30 protein-coding genes and 1 riboswitch are annotated in these 20,711 nt (G+C 28.3%); of the genes, 11 read left to right on the forward strand and 19 right to left on the reverse strand.

Annotation, left to right across the window (positions count from 1 at the left end):
* Positions 1-227: 227 nt before the first annotated feature.
* Complete coding sequence (locus AB8B22_RS08215) at positions 228-497, reverse strand: hypothetical protein (RefSeq protein WP_018497864.1); 270 nt, start codon at positions 495-497, stop codon at positions 228-230.
* The gene (locus AB8B22_RS08220; RefSeq protein WP_369710743.1) at positions 478-1,746 is read right to left on the reverse strand and encodes a hypothetical protein; all 1,269 of its coding nucleotides are present in this window, start codon (positions 1,744-1,746) and stop codon (positions 478-480) included. The genes AB8B22_RS08215 and AB8B22_RS08220 overlap by 20 nt, the downstream gene beginning before the upstream one ends.
* A gap of 370 nt (positions 1,747-2,116) precedes the next feature.
* Between AB8B22_RS08220 and AB8B22_RS08225 the strand changes: the two genes are divergently transcribed.
* From AB8B22_RS08225 to AB8B22_RS08270, 10 genes are all read left to right on the forward strand, one after another.
* Complete coding sequence (locus AB8B22_RS08225) at positions 2,117-2,641, forward strand: PepSY domain-containing protein (protein WP_369710744.1); 525 nt, start codon at positions 2,117-2,119, stop codon at positions 2,639-2,641.
* A gap of 283 nt (positions 2,642-2,924) precedes the next feature.
* The gene (locus AB8B22_RS08230; RefSeq protein ID WP_369710745.1) at positions 2,925-3,332 is read left to right on the forward strand and encodes an NAD-binding protein; all 408 of its coding nucleotides are present in this window, start codon (positions 2,925-2,927) and stop codon (positions 3,330-3,332) included.
* Between the two features lie 19 nt (positions 3,333-3,351).
* A complete protein-coding gene (locus AB8B22_RS08235) occupies positions 3,352-4,263 on the forward strand; it encodes a UDP-glucose dehydrogenase family protein (protein WP_369710746.1) in 912 nt (303 codons plus the stop codon).
* A 36-nt stretch (positions 4,264-4,299) separates the two neighbouring features.
* On the forward strand, positions 4,300-5,016 hold the full coding sequence (locus AB8B22_RS08240) for a glycosyltransferase family 2 protein (protein ID WP_369711944.1): 717 nt from the start codon (positions 4,300-4,302) through the stop codon (positions 5,014-5,016).
* The gene (locus tag AB8B22_RS08245) at positions 4,988-6,406 is read left to right on the forward strand and encodes an ArnT family glycosyltransferase (RefSeq protein ID WP_369710747.1); all 1,419 of its coding nucleotides are present in this window, start codon (positions 4,988-4,990) and stop codon (positions 6,404-6,406) included. The genes AB8B22_RS08240 and AB8B22_RS08245 overlap by 29 nt, the downstream gene beginning before the upstream one ends.
* Complete coding sequence (locus AB8B22_RS08250) at positions 6,388-6,678, forward strand: lipid-A-disaccharide synthase N-terminal domain-containing protein (protein WP_369710748.1); 291 nt, start codon at positions 6,388-6,390, stop codon at positions 6,676-6,678. The genes AB8B22_RS08245 and AB8B22_RS08250 overlap by 19 nt, the downstream gene beginning before the upstream one ends.
* A gap of 1 nt (position 6,679) precedes the next feature.
* On the forward strand, positions 6,680-7,723 hold the full coding sequence (locus tag AB8B22_RS08255) for a GDP-mannose 4,6-dehydratase (RefSeq protein WP_369710749.1): 1,044 nt from the start codon (positions 6,680-6,682) through the stop codon (positions 7,721-7,723).
* 89 nt (positions 7,724-7,812) lie between these two features.
* Positions 7,813-7,986: riboswitch (Lysine riboswitch) on the forward strand.
* A 258-nt stretch (positions 7,987-8,244) separates the two neighbouring features.
* Entirely contained in the window at positions 8,245-9,246 is a 1,002-nt protein-coding gene (locus tag AB8B22_RS08260) for an aspartate-semialdehyde dehydrogenase (RefSeq protein WP_369710750.1), read from the forward strand.
* An 8-nt stretch (positions 9,247-9,254) separates the two neighbouring features.
* Positions 9,255-10,772, forward strand: coding sequence for an ABC transporter substrate-binding protein/permease (locus AB8B22_RS08265; protein ID WP_369710751.1), 1,518 nt, complete (start codon positions 9,255-9,257; stop codon positions 10,770-10,772).
* A 51-nt stretch (positions 10,773-10,823) separates the two neighbouring features.
* The gene (locus AB8B22_RS08270; RefSeq protein WP_094079881.1) at positions 10,824-11,570 is read left to right on the forward strand and encodes an amino acid ABC transporter ATP-binding protein; all 747 of its coding nucleotides are present in this window, start codon (positions 10,824-10,826) and stop codon (positions 11,568-11,570) included.
* On the opposite strand, the gene AB8B22_RS08275 is transcribed toward AB8B22_RS08270, so the two are convergent.
* The gene (locus tag AB8B22_RS08275; protein ID WP_369710752.1) at positions 11,551-11,934 is read right to left on the reverse strand and encodes an FxLYD domain-containing protein; all 384 of its coding nucleotides are present in this window, start codon (positions 11,932-11,934) and stop codon (positions 11,551-11,553) included. The genes AB8B22_RS08270 and AB8B22_RS08275 overlap by 20 nt on opposite strands.
* A gap of 361 nt (positions 11,935-12,295) precedes the next feature.
* Here AB8B22_RS08275 and AB8B22_RS08280 point away from each other — a divergent pair, with 361 nt between their 5' ends.
* Positions 12,296-12,448, forward strand: coding sequence for a hypothetical protein (locus tag AB8B22_RS08280; RefSeq protein WP_314081241.1), 153 nt, complete (start codon positions 12,296-12,298; stop codon positions 12,446-12,448).
* Positions 12,449-12,476: 28 nt separating this feature from the next.
* Here the strand turns inward: AB8B22_RS08280 and AB8B22_RS08285 are convergent, their stop codons facing one another.
* The 16 genes from AB8B22_RS08285 to AB8B22_RS08360 all read right to left on the reverse strand — a co-directional run bounded on the left by AB8B22_RS08285 (position 12,477) and on the right by AB8B22_RS08360 (position 20,691).
* On the reverse strand, positions 12,477-12,710 hold the full coding sequence (locus AB8B22_RS08285; protein ID WP_314081238.1) for a hypothetical protein: 234 nt from the start codon (positions 12,708-12,710) through the stop codon (positions 12,477-12,479).
* Positions 12,711-12,862: 152 nt separating this feature from the next.
* Positions 12,863-13,393, reverse strand: a complete 531-nt coding sequence (locus AB8B22_RS08290) for an ImmA/IrrE family metallo-endopeptidase (RefSeq protein ID WP_369710753.1) — start codon at positions 13,391-13,393, stop codon at positions 12,863-12,865.
* Positions 13,374-13,748, reverse strand: coding sequence for a helix-turn-helix domain-containing protein (locus AB8B22_RS08295; protein WP_369710754.1), 375 nt, complete (start codon positions 13,746-13,748; stop codon positions 13,374-13,376). The genes AB8B22_RS08290 and AB8B22_RS08295 overlap by 20 nt, the downstream gene beginning before the upstream one ends.
* Before the next feature lie 210 nt (positions 13,749-13,958).
* The gene (locus tag AB8B22_RS08300) at positions 13,959-14,270 is read right to left on the reverse strand and encodes a hypothetical protein (protein WP_369710755.1); all 312 of its coding nucleotides are present in this window, start codon (positions 14,268-14,270) and stop codon (positions 13,959-13,961) included.
* On the reverse strand, positions 14,248-14,622 hold the full coding sequence (locus AB8B22_RS08305; protein ID WP_068154687.1) for a hypothetical protein: 375 nt from the start codon (positions 14,620-14,622) through the stop codon (positions 14,248-14,250). Before AB8B22_RS08305 ends, AB8B22_RS08300 begins: the two co-directional genes overlap by 23 nt.
* Before the next feature lie 8 nt (positions 14,623-14,630).
* Positions 14,631-15,053 (reverse strand): universal stress protein, encoded by a 423-nt coding sequence (locus AB8B22_RS08310; protein ID WP_369710756.1) that lies wholly within the window; start codon positions 15,051-15,053, stop codon positions 14,631-14,633.
* 48 nt (positions 15,054-15,101) lie between these two features.
* Positions 15,102-15,620 (reverse strand): glycoside hydrolase family 108 protein, encoded by a 519-nt coding sequence (locus AB8B22_RS08315; protein ID WP_369710757.1) that lies wholly within the window; start codon positions 15,618-15,620, stop codon positions 15,102-15,104.
* Positions 15,621-15,830 carry a Thoeris anti-defense Tad2 family protein gene (locus AB8B22_RS08320; RefSeq protein ID WP_369710758.1) on the reverse strand — a complete coding sequence of 70 codons (210 nt, stop codon included), beginning with the start codon at positions 15,828-15,830 and terminating at the stop codon, positions 15,621-15,623.
* A complete protein-coding gene (locus AB8B22_RS08325; RefSeq protein WP_257720971.1) occupies positions 15,831-15,956 on the reverse strand; it encodes a hypothetical protein in 126 nt (41 codons plus the stop codon).
* A gap of 16 nt (positions 15,957-15,972) precedes the next feature.
* On the reverse strand, positions 15,973-16,125 hold the full coding sequence (locus AB8B22_RS08330; protein ID WP_369710759.1) for a hypothetical protein: 153 nt from the start codon (positions 16,123-16,125) through the stop codon (positions 15,973-15,975).
* A gap of 9 nt (positions 16,126-16,134) precedes the next feature.
* On the reverse strand, positions 16,135-16,710 hold the full coding sequence (locus AB8B22_RS08335; RefSeq protein WP_369710760.1) for a hypothetical protein: 576 nt from the start codon (positions 16,708-16,710) through the stop codon (positions 16,135-16,137).
* A 159-nt stretch (positions 16,711-16,869) separates the two neighbouring features.
* Positions 16,870-17,853, reverse strand: coding sequence for a phage tail protein (locus AB8B22_RS08340; RefSeq protein WP_369710761.1), 984 nt, complete (start codon positions 17,851-17,853; stop codon positions 16,870-16,872).
* 10 nt (positions 17,854-17,863) lie between these two features.
* Complete coding sequence (locus tag AB8B22_RS08345; RefSeq protein ID WP_369710762.1) at positions 17,864-18,502, reverse strand: phage tail protein I; 639 nt, start codon at positions 18,500-18,502, stop codon at positions 17,864-17,866.
* Entirely contained in the window at positions 18,499-19,617 is a 1,119-nt protein-coding gene (locus tag AB8B22_RS08350) for a baseplate assembly protein (protein ID WP_369710763.1), read from the reverse strand. Before AB8B22_RS08350 ends, AB8B22_RS08345 begins: the two co-directional genes overlap by 4 nt.
* Positions 19,610-19,924, reverse strand: a complete 315-nt coding sequence (locus AB8B22_RS08355) for a hypothetical protein (RefSeq protein ID WP_369710764.1) — start codon at positions 19,922-19,924, stop codon at positions 19,610-19,612. The genes AB8B22_RS08350 and AB8B22_RS08355 overlap by 8 nt, the downstream gene beginning before the upstream one ends.
* Positions 19,924-20,691 carry a hypothetical protein gene (locus tag AB8B22_RS08360; protein ID WP_369710765.1) on the reverse strand — a complete coding sequence of 256 codons (768 nt, stop codon included), beginning with the start codon at positions 20,689-20,691 and terminating at the stop codon, positions 19,924-19,926. The genes AB8B22_RS08355 and AB8B22_RS08360 overlap by 1 nt, the downstream gene beginning before the upstream one ends.
* Positions 20,692-20,711 lie beyond the last annotated feature (20 nt).

Genomic DNA, 20,711 nt, shown 5'->3' on the forward strand with positions numbered 1-20,711 from the left:
AGAATATATTTACATAATTTTTAAAAGCCAAAAGAGAAAGCAAATATTTATAAACAAATTCAATATATTTTTTTTGTCATTACTAAAAATTAATAACGTATATTCAAAATTTACAAATTTTAAATATGTATATATTTCATTTTCTTTTGGAATATTTAAATTAGATAAAAACAACAATTTAATCAAAATAAATATCCTTAAGTAAAAAATAATTACAATTAATATTTTCATAGCTTATCACCTATTGAAATTATAACTAAAATAGATGTCGATATTAAAAATCTAATTAAATAATTTTTAACTTTTAATTTTTTATAAGGTCCATAAATTCCAAAGAATACTAAATACCATAAAAATATTTTTTTTAAATCATTAAATTTTTCAAATAATTTTATATATTTATAAAATATAAATATTATTGCTAAACTTAACACTGAATACAATGAATAATATACATATTCATTATTTTTTATGAATTTAAAAACTATTCCAAACATTCCAATTAGTTTCTCCATTTCTTCTATTATACCAATTAGGACTTCCAGCGGGATAATAGATATTTTTACCATTTGAATTTTTATAATATCCACTATTTATAAATCTGTAATATCTTTTTTGAGATTTTATGATAGTATTTAATTCCTTACCTTTTCCTGAAGCATTTATAGCATTTTTAAAAAATTCTTGATGTTCTTTTGGCCATTTTTCATATGTTTGTTGCCATAATAAATATTCAGTTTGGTAAAATATATCAAAATTATTTTCATTCTCAATTTTCTTTGCTCCATTATAAAAATTATTTTTTATATAATTACTTTCCCAACTTGCTGCCTTTACAGCACTATTAAATCTCTCTCTTTCTTTTCCTAATGCTAAAATTAAAGCTGCTCTACCATTTGAACCAAAATTTCTAAATTCTTTCAATTTACTTACTTCATTAACTGTAAATAATCCAAATGCAATCCAACCTCCTGCTTTTGTTGCAGCTGCATTAGAAAGTCCTTTTCCAATTAAATATTTCCTTGCTAAAGTTGAAATAACTGCTATTGTTATTTTTTCTCCAACATGATCTTTAATATAACTTAATAGTGAATTATCATGATCTTTTTGCATTATTTCTTCTACTAAATTTCGATAATTAACTCCTTCCCAATTATAATCTTTACCAACCTTTTCAACTATTTGATTATCGCTTAATCCTTTATATAAAGAATTTTTTATAGTGAAAATATCTTCATATTCTGGACGATCTCCAACATTAACTCCCAATTTACTAGTATCAATAGCGCCATCAGATTTCATAGAAATAGTAGTCTTGTCATCCTTATACTTATCCTGAAAATATGAATTAGTTGCTCTTCTTGTACTTTCTAGTCCTTTTTCTTCAGTTCCTGTTTCTATTTGTCTTCCTTTGGCTCCATTTATAATATGACTCCCTTCTTCCGAAATTGTTCCAATAAGCCCCGATTTTGTACTATTTTCTTTGGCATTTATATTTATTATCATCGTATGTACTCCAGTAGATGAAACATAAGCAGTTCCTGCTTTGTCTTTTAATTCAGGAGTTTCTTCTGGTGTACTAAATTTAATTTCAGCCTTATAACCTAAATCAGAATATGCCTCTTCAAAAGCTGATTTAATCTCATTTTGAGTACTTGCTACTTTCAACCTTTCACCAGCAATATTTTCTACAGTCTCAGAAAGTCTAGTTTCTCTTAACTGTCCAAAGAAATTGCTGTTTGCCATACTAATATTCCTTTCTTTTTTTATTATTTTAACATTAATCATATACAAATGTAAATATCTGTTTAAAGAAAAAAATTAAAAATCTTGCTACTGCAAATTTTCTTATGTATGTACCGATTAATTCATAATTTTTAAGCATAAAATATGTTAAATAATTTAAAATTTAAAGAATAATAGCTAAAATCTTTTAAAAGACAAATTTCAGTTTTTCAAGTTTCTTTTTTATAAAATTTATTCAGTTTAAATTCATTCAAAAAATATCTTTTTTATGATATTATAGTTATATCAAGAATATTATATCTTTATTTAAAAAAATAAAAAGATATAATTTTGATATTTAAAATAAAAAAAATTGTAAGGAGATGGTGCTATGAAAAATCAAAAAAATTTTTTTAAAACAGGAATTTTAAGTTTTTTATTACTAGGAGGATTACTTGCATACGGTGCAACTTCAAATAATCGAAATATTGCAACAAAAATCAGTCGGGAAGAAGCTGTCAAAATCGCTAAAAAAAATACACCGAATGGACAATTAAAAAAAGTGAAATTAGAAAATACAAAAAGAGGACCTGTATATGACATTGAATTGTGGGAAGGAAACACTAACACTAAAAAAGAATATAAAATTGATGCAAATACAGGGCAGATTTTTAGAGCAAAAACTGATATAGATGACGATGAATTAAATCCTGCAATAGCAAACACGAAAATTTCAGTTGAGCAGGCAAAAAGCATAGCAAAAAAACAAGCTCCAAATGCAACTTTCAAAAGTATCGAACTTGAAAGAAAAAAAGGAAAGCTGGTCTATGAAGTAGATCTTATAGAAGGAAATACTAAAAAAGAATATAAAATTGATGCAAATACAGGGGAAATATTAGATTTTGAAATTGACTAAATTAATTATTAATAAATTAGAAAAAATTATTTAAATAATATTAATATTTAACAAAATAAATTTTGATTAAATATGTATTTTGATAATTTTCATTACTTTTTTAAAAAGAATTGTTTAGAAAATAAATTTTTTAAACAGTTCTTTTTTGATTATTCAGTTTAAATTCACTTTTAAAATATATTTCTGTGCTATATTTATTATATAAGAAAAAAATATGTAAATAAATTTTTATTTTTATAAAGAATAGATTTAAGAAAAAAATTAAATTAATGGAGGAATGATTATGAATATAGCAATAATCGGAACAGGATACATCGGTTTAGTTCAAGGTGTTGTAATGTCAGATTTAGGATTTGATGTTGTCTGTATTGATAATGATGCGACAAAGATTGAAATGTTAAAACAGGGAAAATCGCCTATTTATGAGCCAGAATTGGAAGAAACTTTAAAAAAGTCATTGAAAAACGGAAAAATTAAATTTACTTTGGATTATAATTCTGGGATAAAAAATGCTGATGTGATATTTCTTGCGGTAGGAACGCCACCTTTGGCTGATGGAAGTTCAAATTTGAATTATATCACGGCTGCAAGTAAAAATTTAGCTCAATTTCTTTCAAAAGATAGCCTTATTATTACAAAATCAACTGTTCCGATGGGGGAACAAACAAAAAAATTAAAAAAATTATTTTAGATGAATTAAAAAAAGAAATATGGGTAATCTTAATGTATCAGTTATTTCAAATCCTGAATTTTTAAGAGAAGGAAAGGCTGTTTATGACTTTTTAAATCCTGATAGGATTGTTGTAGGAATTGATGAAAATGATAATAAAGAAAAAATAAAAAAAGAAATTTATAAAATTTATGAATACTTTTTAAAAAAACAAATTCCAATAATTTTTACAAATCTTGAAACGGCAGAATTGTCCAAATATTCTTCAAATGCGTTTTTGTCTGTAAAAATATCGTTTATTAATGAAATGGCGATGCTTTCTGAAAAGACAGGAGCAAATATTGAAGATGTTTCAAAAATTATGGGATTTGACCACAGAATTGGAAATGAATTTTTGAATGCGGGACTTGGTTTTGGAGGTTCCTGTTTTCCAAAAGATACTCTTGCGATACTAAATATTGGAAAAAATAATGACTGTGAGATGAGTATTGTAAATTCTACTGTGAAATTTAATGATGATTTGAAAGATATTTTGATAAAAAAGATAAAAAATAAACTTGGAAGTGTAAAAGGTAAGACAATTTCAATCTTGGGACTGTCGTTTAAGCCAGAAACTGATGATATAAGGGAATCCCCTGCGATAAAAATTATAAAAAAATTGATGAATGTAGGAGCAAAAATCAAAGTTTACTGTCCTCGAGGAATGGAAAAGACAAAAAAGGAACTTGAAAACTATTCAGATTGTATTAAATATTGTAAAAACGAATATGAATGTGCCAAAAATTCAGACTGTCTAATTTTGACTACAGAGTGGGAACAATTTAAAAATATGGATTTAGAGAAAATAAAAAATGTTATGAAGAGTAATTATTTTTTTGATTTTAGAAATATGTTTTCAGATAACGAAAATATTAGAAATTATTTTCACTATTATCCAATTGGGAGAAATTAATGCTCTTTTATTATAAATTTAAAAAAAGGAGAAAAAATTATGGAAATATCATTTGTTGTACCGATTTTTAATGAAGAGGAGAATATATCTCTTTTAGTGGAAAAACTGGAATTGGCGATAAAAGGGAAATATAGTGAATATGAATTTATTTTAGTTGACGATGGGAGTACTGATAAATCAAAGGAGATTCTTGAAAAATTGTCAAAAGATAAAAAATATTTAAAACCTATTTTTTTTAAGAAAAACTGTGGACAAAGTGCGGCACTTTCGGCAGGGTTTAAGTATTGCAGCGGAGATATTGTCGTGTCAATGGATGGAGATTTGCAGACAAATCCAAAAGATATTTCTCTTCTTATCCCATATTTAAAGGAATATGATATGGTAAACGGAATGCGTGCGACAAGACAAGACGGCTTTTACAGAAAACTGGCTTCATTAGTTGGAAATTCATTTAGAAATTTTATTACAAAAGACAATATTCACGATACAGGTTGTCCTTTAAAAGTGTTTAAAAGGGAAGTTGTAAAATCTTTTTACCTGTATAAAGGAATGCACAGATTTTTACCCACACTTGCAAAAATAAATGGATTTTCTGTGATTGAAATAGCAGTACCGCATTACGACCGTATTTATGGAAAATCTAAATATACGACTTTTAATAGACTATTTGTCGGATTTGAAGATGTTTTTGCGGTGAGATGGATGAAAAAAAGGAGAATAAACTATGAAATTGCCGACAAAAAAAATTACTAAATTCAATTTTTACAAAGATTTTAAGTTAAAAAAAATAAAAATAAAATTTAAATTTGAATATTTTATCCCAATTGTGCTAATTCTCGTAACATTGCCACTTTTTAATCGAATGTTTACTCAGAGAAATGAATTAAAATATTTGTATATTGCTCAAAATATAATAAAAAATAAAAATCCATTTGTGTATTATTTATCTGGAAAACTTTATACGGATAAACCGCCACTATTCTTTTGGATAATTATCTTTTCAAAATTTATTTTTAGAAATTATTATACTTACGGAATTGTCATTTTTAACATATTTATTGAAAGTTTTTTACTCATAAAATTATATAGATTTTTAAAAATAAAATTTGATGAGAATATTGCTATAATGTCAATATTTATAACATTTACAGGAATTCTTAAATATGTTTCTGTAATCGTAGTTAGAATGGACATTTATCTTAGCTGTTTCATAGCTTTATCGCTTTTAAATTTTTTTGAATGTTATGAAAAAAATGATTATCAAAAAAAATGGATAACTTTTGTCTACATCGGATTTGCCTTTTTATTTAAAGGAATCGTAGGTCTTTTGACTCCGTTATTAGTGATAATTCTTTTCAAATTTACAGCTTCAAAAAAATATTCTTTAAAAGAGGTAGGATTTTACAAAGGATTAGCAATAATTCTAGCATTTGTCCTATTTTGGATAATTCCAGCCTACATAAGTTTAGGAAATGTATTTATTAATGAATTATTTTTTAAACAACTTTTTGGAAGAGCAGTGAAAGCTTTTGCCCATAAAAGACCGTTTTATTATTATTTATATACTTTACCAATGACAGTATTTCCGTGGACTGTGTATTCAGTGTATGTGATGTATAAATCCGTTGTTTTATGGATTAAAGAAAAAAATACGAATGATTTTGAAAAATTTCTATTAATATGGATTTTTTCAACATTATTTTATTTGTCAGTTTCAAGCAGTAAACTTGTCATTTACTTACTTCCAATTGTAACTCCAATTGGAATTTTGACAGCTATGAATTATAGAAAAATCCCTTTTGAAACAAAAAATATTCTTTTTTTCATAACAATTTCTATTTTTATAGTAACTTCAATCGTTATGATTTTCTCAAATTCAAGAGATTTTGTTCCATTTAAAGTAATTTCCATTTTTTCACTATTCAATGTAGGAATGGTAAGTTTATTATTATTTTTAAAAGCTGGAAAAAAAGCAGGATTTATATTTTTGGGATTACTATTTCCAATAGTTACTTTTGTTGCAGGATTTAATATAAGTAAAATAAATAAAATGACAGATGCGAGAAATTATGATTCAAACTATATTTACATAGAAAAAAATAAAAATAGACGGGAGAAAATAAAATGGAAAAAATATTTATAATTTTAGGATTGGCGGGACAACTGATGTTTTCCGCAAAATTTTTAGTTCAATGGATTATGAGTGAAAAAAGAAAAAAAAGCGTTGTTCCAATTTCATTTTGGTTTTTAAGCCTTTTTGGAAGTTTTCTTTTGCTAATTTATGCAATTTACAGAAAAGATATTGTCTTTACTTTGGGACAATTATTTGGATTTATCGTTTATATAAGAAATTTACTTATTATTAAAAATACAGAAAAAATAGAAAAAAATATAAAGAAAGGAAAATTGAAATAAAATGAAAACTTATTTAATCACAGGTGGAGCGGGATTTATAGGATCCCATCTTGTAAAAAAATTGCTATCAGAACATTTTAAAATAATTGTAGTTGACAATTTTGACGATTTTTATGATTACAAAATCAAAATTTCCAATTTGTGTGAAGCAACAAATACTTCTTTTGAAATAAAATATGATGAAAAAGAAAAAAATCTAAAAGAATTTGTCAACTTTATAAATAATGCAGATAAAAATATAATCTTATTAAACAAAGACATCAGAAATTTCGATGATTTGAAAGAAACTTTTAAAAACTATAAATTTGACGGAATCGTGCATTTAGCGGCAAAAGCTGGAGTGCGACCATCTTTTGAAAGACCGTTGGACTACGAAGAAACAAATATAAAAGGAACTTTAAATTTATTGGAATTATGTAAAAAATTTGAAATTAACAATTTTGTCTGTGCTTCTTCATCTTCAGTTTACGGAGATACACCAAAACTTCCTTTTTCAGAAAGCGATAACATAAAAAAAACTTTATCGCCTTATGCTCTAACTAAAAAAACTTGCGAAGAAATGGCGTATCTATATTACAAAAATTACAGTATAAAAGTTGTAATGCTCAGATTTTTTACAGTTTATGGACCAGGACAGCGGTCAGATTTAGCCATTCATAAATTTGCAAGAAAATTGAAATACAATGAAAAAATATCAATTTATGGAGATGGCAAGACAGGGCGGGACTATACTTATATTGATGATATAATCGCAGGAATCACAGCTTCAATAAAATTTATAAACAAAAAAAATGAATGCTACGAAATCTTCAATCTTGGAAACAACAAAGTAATAACTCTTATGGAAATGGTAAAAATAATGGAAAAAATTTCAGGCTACAAAGCTGATTTAGAATTTTGCGACTTTCAAAAAGGGGATATGCCGATGACATACGCTAATATTTCCAAAGCCAAAAAACTTCTTGGTTATAGTCCAAAAACAGATTTTGAAGATGGAATAGAAAAATTTTTTGAATGGTTTGAAAAGAAAGAAGAAAGTAAGTAAAATGTAAACTTTTTTTATATTTGATATTTCTATATCAAGAAAAAACTTTCTTTGAACTGTTTACAAGTTAAAAAAAATTTAGTATAATGTTACAAGATAGAGGCGCGGTTTTTAAGAGTAGATTTATTGAGAAAGTCAATTCAATGAAATAATTTGAAAGGGGAAATCGCCGAAGCAGGAAGAGTGATGAACTTTGCTGCTGGGTCTATGGAGAATATCTATAGAACTGCCATTATAATATGTAATGGTGAGCTGTCAGATATATAAATGTGATTTTATTTTAGATTATATATTTTATATGCTGATGTTCGTTATCAGCATTTTTTATTTATATAAAAAATTTTTAGAAAAGGAAATTTTTGAACTCTAACAAATATTGGCAAGAAGTTTTTTCATTTAATTAGGAAATGAATTGCTTTTTTCTAAAAAAAAGTGAAAAAATAAAATTTTTGTGATATAATTTAACCAGTAAAAACAAAATTTTTAATAAATAATAAAAATTACTAGGAGGAGAAAGTATAATGAGTAAAAAATATAACGTAGCAGTAGTTGGAGCAACAGGATTAGTAGGACAAACATTTTTAAAAGTATTAAAAGAAAGAAATTTCCCAGTGGAAAATTTATATCTTTATGCATCGGCTAGATCGGCTGGAAAAGTTGTAAATTGGGGAGGAAAAGAATACACAGTAATCGAATTGAAAGACGAAAATATTAAAGAAGATATTGATGTAGCTTTATTCTCAGCAGGAGGAGGAATTTCTAAAGAGTTCGCACCTAAATTTAGAGATAAAGGTGCTGTAGTAGTGGATAATAGTAGTGCTTGGAGAATGGATAAAGACATTCCTTTAGTTGTACCTGAAGCAAATCCAGAAGCATTGAAAAATCACAGAGGAATTATTGCAAACCCAAATTGTTCAACAATTCAAGTAATGCCAATTTTAAAAGTATTGCAAGATAAATATGGATTAAAAAGAGTAATTTACTCAACTTATCAAGCAGTTGCAGGAGCTGGAAAAAAAGGATTAGATGATTTAGAAAATAATTTACAAGGAAAACCATCAACAAATTTCCCTCATCAAATAGCTTTCAATGCATTGCCACACATTGATGTATTTTTAGAAAATGGATATACAAAAGAAGAAGAAAAAATGATAAATGAAACAAGAAAAATTTTAAGTTTACCAAATTTAAAAGTTACAGCAACTTGTGTTAGAATTCCAGTTAAATTTGGACATGGAGTTTCTGTAAATGTTGAATTGGAAAAACCTTTTGAATTAGAAGATGTAATTAAAGCATTTGAAGAAAAAGAAGGTGTAATCGTTCAAAATGATGGTAAAAACAAAGTTTATCCAATGCCAATAACAGCACAAGATACTGATGAAGTTTATGTTGGTAGAATAAGAAGAGATGATACTGTTGATAATGGATTAAATTTATGGGTAGTTGCAGACAACATTAGAAAAGGTGCGGCAACAAATACAATTCAAATTGCCGAAACATTAATTAAAGAAGGAGCATTGTAAGAATAAAAATGAGAATGAACAAAATAAAAAGTAGATTAATAGTATTCTTAATTTTTATGTTGACATTCGTAACAGGGTATAGTGCAAGTAATGAAATTAAAGTGGGAATGGAGTGTGGGTACGCTCCATTCAACTGGTTCCAAGACACGAATAAAAATGGTGCAGTACCAACTAATGGTGGATACTGTGGCGGTTACGATGTTGAAATAGCTAAAGTTATAGCTAAAAAATTAGGGAAAAAGTTAGTAATAGTAAAAACAGAATGGGATGCTTTGTTAGGACCTGCGCTAACATCTGGGAAAGTTGATTTGGTAATAGCTGGTATGTCGGCGACACCTGAAAGAAAACAAAGTCTATTATTTACCAAACCGTATTATGAATCAGATTTAGTAGTAGTTGTTAAGAAAAATGGAAAATATGCTAAAGCAAAATCAATCAATGATTTTTCTGGAGCAAGAATTACAGGACAGTTAAACACATTGCATTATGATGTAATTGATCAAATGAAAGGTGTTAGTAAGCAGACTGCGATGGAAAGTTTCCCAGCGATGATAGTTGCTCTAAATTCCAATAAAATTGATGGATATGTATCAGAAAGACCAGGAGCGATGGCAGCTCAATATTCAAATCCAAATTTAACATTTATATCATTTGATAAAAATACAGGATTTAAGTATGAAACTTCAGAAGTAAATGTTGCGATTGGAATGAAACTGGGAAATACAGAATTGGAAGAGAAAGTAAATAAAATACTTGATGAAGATTTAACTCCAAAAGCAAGACAAAAAATAATGGAAAAGGCGATAAAAACACAACCTGGGAATACTTCAAGATCATTTTTTGAATGGGTTGCGTTCTTTATTCAAAAAAACTGGCATCAATTTGTTAAAGGGACAATTATGACACTATTTATTTCATTAACAGGAACTGTGGTTGGATTTTTAATTGGAATGGTGGTTGCCTTGTCAAGACAAGTGGAAGCTGAAGCAGATAACAGAACTTCTAAAGCCAAAAAAGCAGGATTTTATATCTTAAATAAATTATTTGCAATATATATTGCAGTGTTTAGAGGAACTCCGATGATGGTGCAGTCAATGGTAATTTACTACGGATTATCGCAAGTATTTGGACTAAATTTATCGCCGATTGTAGCTGCGTTGTTTATTGTTTCAATAAATACTGGAGCTTATATGAGTGAGATCATAAGAGGTGGAATTGATTCAATTGATAAAGGGCAATTTGAAGCCGCAAAAGCGATTGGAATGACAAATTTCCAAACAATGAAGAGTATAATTTTCCCACAAATGTTTAGAAATATTTTACCGATGATTGGAAATGAATTTATTGTAAATATTAAAGATACTTCTGTACTAAACGTAATCAGCGTTACAGAATTATTCTTTATTTCAAAATCTGTTGCGGGAACATATTCGAGATACTATGAAGTATTTATCATAACAAGTGTGATTTACTTCTTCTTAACATTTACATTATCACTACTTCTAAAACAACTTGAGAAAAAATAGATGGTATCAAACATTTGAATTTTTAGAAGAAGTTGAAGAAGGAGAAAAATAATGTCAGATAAACAAAAAGTAATAGAAATTAAGAATATAAGAAAAGATTTTGGGAATAGAACGGTTTTAAAAGATATAAACTTTAATGTACACGAAGGAGAAGTCGTGAGTATAATAGGTTCTTCTGGAAGTGGAAAATCTACGCTTTTACGATGCATAAATTTACTAGAAACACCTACTAGCGGGCAAATCTTAATCCACGGGAAAGATGTATTGAACGGCGATGTTCCTTTGGTTGAGTTGAGAGAAAAAGTTGGAATGGTCTTTCAGCAATTTAATTTATTTAATAATTTAAGTGTTCTAGATAACTGCGTTATCGGACAAATGAAAGTTTTGAAAAGAACTAGGCAAGAAGCTGAAAAAGTGGCAAAAAAATTTTTAGGAAAAGTTGGAATGTCAAGATTTATTAATGCAAAACCAAATCAAATCTCAGGTGGTCAAAAGCAAAGGGTTGCAATTGCAAGAGCCTTGTCGATGGAACCAGAAGTACTACTATTTGATGAACCAACATCTGCACTAGATCCTGAAATGGTTGGAGAAGTTTTAAAAGTAATGAAAGATTTAGCCAAAAGTGGACTTACAATGATTGTTGTTACACATGAAATGGATTTTGCTCATGATGTTTCAAGTAGAGTAGTTTTCATGGATCAAGGGATAATTCTAGAAGATGATAAGCCAGAAATTATTTTTGAGAAACCAAAACACAATAGGACAAAAGAATTTTTATTTAGAATGTTGAAAAAGTAATAAATTTAAATATAATTTCAGAGTGGTCATAGCCACTCTGTTTTCTTTGAAAAAAATTTTTTAAAACATACAAAAATAAAAATTGCAAAAAAATCCTTAAATTATAAAGCTTTCTTTTTTTTAATCCTGATACTTTCGCTTGTTCAACATCACATTTTTCTAGCTTTGTTCCCATGAATGCAGCTTTAAATTCCCACTTTCCATTTACTTCAACATTGTCAACTGTATCTTCTGTCTGTGCATTTCCCAATTCATTTCCAGCATCATCATAACAAGGAATCGAAATTTTGAAAAAATGTCCTTTTTCTTCTCCAGTATTAACCAAAGTTCCTTTTATATAGGCTGTTAAATTCTCTTTTAACATCTATATCTTTTATTTCATATTCTTTTTTTCTGAGTTAGATTTAGACGGAACAGAAATATCATTAGATTGGACATTATTTGTAATGTTATTTACTTTTTCTTTATTTTTTTATTTATAATTTTCTCCTCATTTTTTCTAAAATATTCTAAAAAAAAATATCAATACCGTAAGGATTGATATAAACAAAACCACTTTATGGTGCGAAAGTACGCACTAATCTTAACCACACATACTTAGAGCACTATTTATGTTGATTATTATAAATATATCCCTATCAATGCTAGAACATTGATAGAGAAATAAAATAACTCTTTACAAATTCATTTTACCAAATCCTTACCAAAAAATCAAGGAGCGATAAATGAAAAAACTAAAAATAACAAATCTTTCTGAAAAAGATATTCAAAATTTGAAGAAAATTAAAATAATTGAGCTGAAAGAAATGAAACTTCAAGATTTGAAAATTTTAAAAGTTAAAATTGAAACAGCTATTAAGAATATAGAAAAAGACTAGAACTTTTTGTCCTAGTCTTTAAACTCAGTTACGCATATTTTCTTAATATTTCGTTCGCTAGCTTAACTTCCATCTTTTTATAGATTTTTGAGCCAGCATAGCTTATCATCGTTGCTTTTTCAATTATTTCAGCGTGTGGAACTCCTTTATGTCCGCAACATTTTAAAGCTGAACCAGCAATACTTTTTACCAAACTGTTTGTTGATTTATACTCTGGCTCCAAAATATGTCCTGCTAAATTTGCTATTTCTTTAGTTTCCATAAGCACCTCCATTTTTCAAAATATTTCTTGAAAAATAAAGGTTTTTTTGTTATAATAATTTTAGGAAATACAACAAAATCTTTTACTTTTCAAGATTTATAATAGTTTTACAAATTTGCCGTTTGTTAAACTATTTTTTTATATATATAAAATTATAAATATAATTTCTCTTTCTGAATTTGGGCAACTTTTCTTGATACTCCAAATTTTTCAGATATTTCATCTATATTCATATATTCAATTTCAGAAAAATCGACTAAAAACTCTGCTGCAAAAGTATTTGCCTGCCATTCAATATCTTCATAAGATTTCACAGTCTCATCGAATCTACAAAATTTTATTTCAGCATCCATCAAAGAATGTAATATCATATGTCCTATTTCGTGTGCTATTGTAAATCTATCTCTGGTATTCCCTTTAGCCGCTCCCGAATAAACACTTTCTCTTATTCTCATAACCTTGTCCGAAGGATCGAATTCTGCATAATTTGTTTTAAGTTGAGAATCTTCTACAATTTCATACTCATACTTTACTAAAGACACAAATATCTCCAAAAATTTTAAAATATTTATCTTTTTTCCTTTTAACCCCCACTTTTTCTTTAGAGTTTCAGCAATATTTCTTATATCTTTTCTAGAGAGTGGCTTTACCTTTATTTTTGAACTATTCTTCTGTATTTCCATTCAAGTACCCCCTTATCTTTTCTATTTGTTTGTCATTCAGCTTACTAATTTCTCTAGCATACAATAAACTTAATTCTTGCTGTTTTTCATTCAAAGAATCTAACCGTATCTTCATTTCGCCTGAATAAATATTTATTGCCTGCAAAATTTTTTCCTTAACATTCTCACTCAATTGATAGACTTTGAAAAGTTTTTCTGCAAAATCTTTTGGAATATTTCGTTTTCCGTTTTCGATTGCTGATAAATATGAAACAGAAATTTCAAGTTTACGAGCCATATCAGAAGAAATTTCATCATTATCAATTCTAATTTTTCTGAGTTTTTTTCCTAAATTTGTAACTCCTTTAGTTTTCATAATTTCTCCCTACTTTCTTTCTTTTGAATAAATTATATCAAATATCCTAATTTTTGTCAACAGTTTTGAATAAAAAATTTACAATTTTGTAAAATTATATTGTATTAAAAAAAAATCACCATTTCTGATATATCGACGGCAGTTTTTTGTCAATGTATTTAAAAAATATCGTGACTTTTTCATTCCACAAAAAAAGATAGCCATTTCTGGCTATCTCCCAAACACTTTGACAGCTCTTTCTTTATCTTTATTCTCATCAATTACTCTTTGTCTATCAAATCCAGCAATAATTATCAATGCCACTATATTTGTTCCTATCAAAAGCAACATATCCTCTTTTTTTGATTTTTCTTCAATATTATCAAAGATTTCTTTATTGCTTTCACTTTTTAACCTGCTTCTTAATAAATTCAAGTTCTGATGTCTTTGATAATTTCTTAACTTCAATGTCAAAACCGAATTTAAAAATATAACGGCTAGCGTAATAAACGCTAATTTTCTACTTTTGCGATGCTTTTCCATTATCATCACCTTTATCCTTTTTGACAAACCCCAGCTTTTCCAGCAGCAATTCTAAAAAGCCTGTACTAATGCCATATCTTTTTTGGTTTATCGTTTCCAGCAATGCCTCTCCAAAAAATCCAAAAACTGGACTCCACGGATACAGGTATTCTGCCGAAAAATGTCCTATTATCTTGTTTAAAGACAATGTTATTGACATAGTCATCCCAGCAACTGCTATTCTTTTCAAATATGGCTTGACAGGCTTGTTGTCAACCATTTTTTGAGCCACTACACCAAATAATACTCCGCTAAAAAATAAGATCAAGAAAAGTCCGTGATTGTCAATTATTATTTTTAAGTCCTCTATCATTTATGCTCCTACAATATGTTCTTTTTATCCTTCTTTTTTTCAAAATCAAATATTTCTTGAATAAACTCAGATGGAATAAGTTTAGTTTTTAATTCTCTTATACAAGATAAAATTGCTTCCTCTCCAGTTTCTTCAATAAAATTTGGAATCCATTTTCTGTCAATCTCTTTTTCTTTTAAAATATAACTTTCTAATTTTTCCCAAAAATCTTTTGCTATAATATCAAATTTTTCTGCTCCAGTTTTTGCTTTGTTTACAATTTCATTTTTATAAATTTTAGTAACAACCATCTCTGCTGCCTTATTAATTATCCATATTTCTACCATTTTATCCATTTTTATCACTCCTATTTTGTTATTTTTCTTAATATTCATTCTAAGCCACCTAACAAGCGTTTTAAGACAAATCAACTCATTAGGTAACTTCAACATCAAAAGTATTCCTTTTATGCTCTTATTCAGCCTGTGTCAAAGCCGTTTTTAGAGCGATTTTAAATAATTTTCTTTTCTGTCCACTCTGTTGAGCCATCCTTTCAAAAAAACTTTTTGCGATGGTCTATTTGCTGCTATCACTTTATAATATCTTCTCTGCAAATCATGATATTTTTCCAAAAATTTATTTTCATCAACTTCATTTAACGCAGCTAAACTTTTTTCTCCTAAAATTCCATCTACTCTTAAATCAAATCCTAATTCATTAAGTGCAGCTTGTGCTTTTTTAGCTCCCCAGTTTCCAGCATTTACTATAAAATCACATACTGATAACGCTATCTTGTCTGATTTTAAGGTATCAAGCCCATTTCTATGATAGTATTTCTTATTATAAATATCTCTTGCTATCTCAAGTGGCATGTCTCTCATTTCACCTTTGTATCCATATTTTCTAGCTTCTGATTCTATAATTCCATATTTTGTTTTACCTCCTCTATCATTTTTGTCGTTTGAGTATCCACCCTCAACTTTCAGCAAATAATCAAATATTTTTTCAAATCTGTCCATTTAAATCACTTCCCATTCTTCACTAAATAATTCAATCATAGTTTCTTTCCAAGGCATTCTACCGTATCTGGATTCCACATATAGATATGGAGCTGTCATTTTACTATTTTCATCAGGAAATTGTGCTTTTATCACTACATCCTTGCTCCATTGCGGCAATCTCATTACTTTTCCTTTTTTTACTTCTTCAAATGCTTTCCCAAAATTCATCTATACCACTTCCTTTACTTCTTCGACATTTAATATTATATTATCTTTTTCAAATTTTATCCCAACAACTTTATATTTTTTACCGTCTAATTCAATTTCTGTACATATAAGTTTTTCTATATTCATTTAAATCACTCCTTTTCTAATTCTGAAAAAAATCACTTACATTAAGCTCTAACATCTGATCAATAGTGTATCTACTAATCCCAACAACTGCCATTTGCTCTGCCATGTCAGCAATTTCTAAAATATCCTGAATTTTTTTAGCCAAAACTTTTAATTCTGACCTGTCCAATTCAATAAACTAAACCATTTTTTTATCATTTAAAACTTTTACTTTTTCGATTTTTTCTTGCTCTAAAGTCCACATCAAAGACATTTTTAGAGACAAACTATTTCTGTTTTTTTCATTGTTCTCAAAAGTATATTTTTTGCTATCTTTTTCGATTTCAAGCGGCTGGTTCAAAAAGCTTGATTTAGCTTCGGCTAAGTCTTTTAATGCTTTTTCTCTTAATTCTTTCAATTTTTTATTTAACAAATCATTGTCAACTTTCCAAGTGTGAGAGTCTTTATCCCATACACTCCACTCGTTCGGCTTTGCAATTGTTACGATTGTTTCATTAACTTCATCCAAATAACTTCCGTCGTCTAAAACTCTTTTCCCAGCTTTTATTTTTTCTACCTCTGCCATTTCTCTAAGTTCTCCATTTTTTGAATCAATAATCGGATTATTTAATAAAGTTTCAGAAAATTTCATCGTTTCGTCATTCCAGTCTGGGTAAAATAATATAGGATTTTCTTTGAATTCTCCCACTGTTGTGACAACTGGTTTTGCTATACACTCCATTGTCGCAATTAAATAAATGTAAATTACTGTCATTTTTATCACTCCATTTCTTTAATTTTTTATGATTTTTATTCTGTGCCAACTTATGAATTTGCACTAATTTCTCACGATTAATCTCATATTAGTTGAATATTTATAAAGTCAATAAAATCGTTAAATATTTTCAAAATTCTTCACAAATTTATAGATTAACTACTTAGCTAAATAAACAGCGTTAATATACAACGCAGAAATCGTTTTTGAACCACGCCATATAACATTACCATCTGTCTCAATGTGAGCCGCCCCGCCACTTGTGGAATTGATTAATCCGACTGGAACTGGTATTCTAAAAATTGGACGAAATTTTTCAGGGATGTTAAAAAGGACATCTCCATAACTCCGACCGTTATACACTTCGTTTGTATCTAAAATTAAGATACAAATGTTCCCGATTTTGTAAATTAATCCGACTGTAAGTCTCGGGTCTATTACGTAAGTTTCAACATTGGATAAATTTTCCACTTTGTCCGAAATCGGCTTATTAGAAATAGCTCTAAATTTTCCGCTATCGTTGTAAGTTAAAGAATTATCCTCGATGCATTCGTAGTAGAATTTCGTTACACTGTCATAATAAAATTTACCTTTCGTTTTATTGCCGATGTCCTGTATGTTTCCACCAAATTCTAGTCCTAAAATTTCAGTTAATTTAGAACTAACTAAATAATTTTCGTCCGCATATTTTTTAGTAATATACGTGATACTCGGATCAATAACAGCTGTTACGTTTGCCACTTGATCTACAATAATCGTACCTACATATTCAATTTCTACGACATTGTTAGCTGAAAAAGGTGGCACAAAATCTGGGCTAGTTGATATATTGTAAGCATAAAGTATTTCAACATTATCATTCCCATGTGCAAATATTCCTAACTCTTTGATATAAAACCCTGTTGTTACAGATTTGTTGGTCAATAACGCATTGATTTCACAAGTTCCGTTTCTTTTTACATTTATATTCAAGATTGGCAATGTTGTGATTTGATTGACTAACTCTGTCCTTTCTCTTTCGGAAGTTAATGATGTTCCATCTCCTATCGCCATTTTAGTGAATGTTATTGTTTCTCCTGCTAATCCTTTTGCTAATAGTTCTCTTCCTTTTTCCGTTAAAATAAATCCATTGAATTTTGCCATAATTTACCTCCTATCTTATTTCTCTCAGTACTCTTGTTCTGTGTACCGTTCCAAAATTTGTCGTTATAATCTCGTTTGGAATATTTATATCAGTTGAACCTAAGTAATATTTCTTTTTATTTTTTTCGATAAAACCATAAAAGTTTGTCTTTTTTTCTTTTCTTAAAAGTCTTATTCCTTCGAGCCAAGAACGAATATTTTTATACTGCTCTACAACTTCGATTATTTTCTTGTAGCCTTCATAATTCGATAAGTTACCATTAGTATTGACTTTAAAATATCCTGGATTGCCGCTATACTTGAACCATTCTATTATTTCAACATTTCCACTAAATAAGATTTCACAAATTTCTTTAATTCCGCCGACAGTACCTTTATTAAAATGCGAAAAAACAGACCTTTTTATCAGTTTTATTTTTGTTTCTCTTGTTATATTTGAATCGATATAATCAACATGATATTCCCACATCAAAAAGTCTAATTCTACATCATTTAACTCTGATAATTCCAAGAAAAATTTTCTTTTAATCGCATCATGCTTCTTTTTAATAGCAAAATTTATAGATTCATAAATCCAAAGTGTTGTTTTATCATTTAAAGTTGACTTCGCTGCTATATCTGTTAAGTTCAAATTATCAATAGTTATCATATATTTTCAACTCCTAAATAATTACTTGTAACGCTTGTGTTTTCTGCTATTTCATTAAAATCTAAAACTTTAAAAGCGGGATTTCTTAACACAACTCTTTTTACTCCAGCTAATTTTAGCAATTTTATAAGCTCATCTGGATTAATATCTCTCCCCATTTTGTTTTGCTGCCAAGTTTTAAAATCTTTTACAGCTTTTTCAACATTATTTTTAATAACATTTACAAGCGTTTCATTAGACTTATCAATGTAGTAGTCAAAATCAATTGTGTATGATGTCTTTATTGCCTGTTTTATTGCGACATTGTCTGTCAATGGTCTTATGTTGTCAGTATTCAACATTTCTTCAATTCTCTTTTTAAGCTCATTCGTAAGTGTTAGAGAATCAGTTAAAACATAAATATCTACATTTGTTGCGCTCGGACTATATGCTACGACATCAACAATATTTGTACTTGTTGACTTAGCCCAAAATTCATAAGCCCCTTTACTTCCAGCCGTTGTGAAACTTTCAGGGATTTCTCTGATTCTAGCTCTATAATTGCCGTCTTGCTCTATTTCAGCTCCATTATTTGATGCTGTAATGTTCTCGACTTTATCGTAATGCGGAAAAATGTCGACCATTGTATTAATTTGTCCGACTGGAATATCATTCCCAACAGTTCCTGAAGTATTGCAAGTCGCAATTCCGTCTACATACAGATCACCTTTTTCTATTTTATATTGTTCATCTGTCGAAAAATACAACTCATTGTATTGAATCCTTGACCCTTTTGGAATTATTATGTCCGTTGCTTGAATATCAGTAATATAAAATCTAAATGTTGCCACGGCTGGTTGTTCTACAAGTCTTTTACCTCTATTTCCATAGAATTCTCCTTTCAAATCTAACCGCTCATTTCTTGCAAATCTTAAATAATTCTGTTTCATTTCATCGTTATATTTTTCTTCTCTTAATCCAAATAAATACGCTACCGTTTCAAAGATAAGCGTTTCTGGACTTGATTCAGTTAATTGCCTTCCGCTCAGCTCCTGGAACTTGTCAATCATATCTCTTTTAAGTTCCCACGAATCTGCATCTATAATTTCATATTCTTCATTTGATATTTCACTCAATGTTTACCACCTCAATTCCTAATTCAATGTCAAAATCATTATTATATGTATCTTTCATAATGATTCTAGTTTGTTTCAATGATGCTCTAGGTTCATACTTTCTAAATGCTTTAAGCAAATGCGAAGTCAATCTATTTTCTACGATATTAATATTTTTATCTATTAAATCGCTGTCAAAACTGAAATCACGATTGAGCGGCTGCTCTTCCTTACACACTCTTAAAATCATTCCAACATTTGTTTTTACTTCCTCCAATGTATTTTGAGGATTGTAATTAATTTCTTGGTTGGATGAAATATATATCATTATTTACCTCCAGTCTGATTTCTCAAAAAATTCAACAAAATCTCTCTGTCAGTCTTAGAAAAATTTTTAGCATAATCTATCATTTCGTTAGCTTTATCCGCTGTAATCATTCCTGCTCTTACCAAATCCATCAATTCATCAACTTTTGCGTCTTTTTTTATTTTCTCAAGTTGACTTAATATTTCTTTTTTCTTATTTTCAGCAATTTCGATAGCTTTATCTACTTTTTCAACTATATCATTAACCTTGTTTTCTATTTTTTCTGCAAATTCCTGTAATTTTGATTTCTGTTCAGCTTCCACATTTATAGTTTCTGCTTCTGTGAGTTTTTCTTGCTCCTTTTTTTGAATTTTTAACTGTTCTATTATTTTGTTGTATTTTTGCGGATTATCTATATATTCTTTTAATGTCAATTCCAAATTTATAAAATCAAAGTTGGAAGTCTCTTTATTAAAATAAGAACTTTTTTCACTCATATCTATTATCAAAAACGGAAAAGCTCCAAATGTCTGCCCACCTAATGTTAAATAGTCATACTTCCCAAACTCCCACATAGTTTTTATTTTATCAAGCTGTTCTGATGGAGTTGCATCAGGTATTAACGAAGCAACTAAAGAAATACCAAAACTCAATTCTGTTAATTCCCTTCCCTGATGTCTTATCATACCTGGTCCAAATATTGCTGTATGTTCGGATATTTTAGATTTGTATGCTCTATTTATTTCGTTATTAATTGAAAATACTTTTTTATCAGATATTTCAAACACCACATCTCAAAAACTTCCTA

The organism is Leptotrichia rugosa (genome assembly GCF_041200005.1).
Classification (GTDB): domain Bacteria; phylum Fusobacteriota; class Fusobacteriia; order Fusobacteriales; family Leptotrichiaceae; genus Leptotrichia; species Leptotrichia rugosa.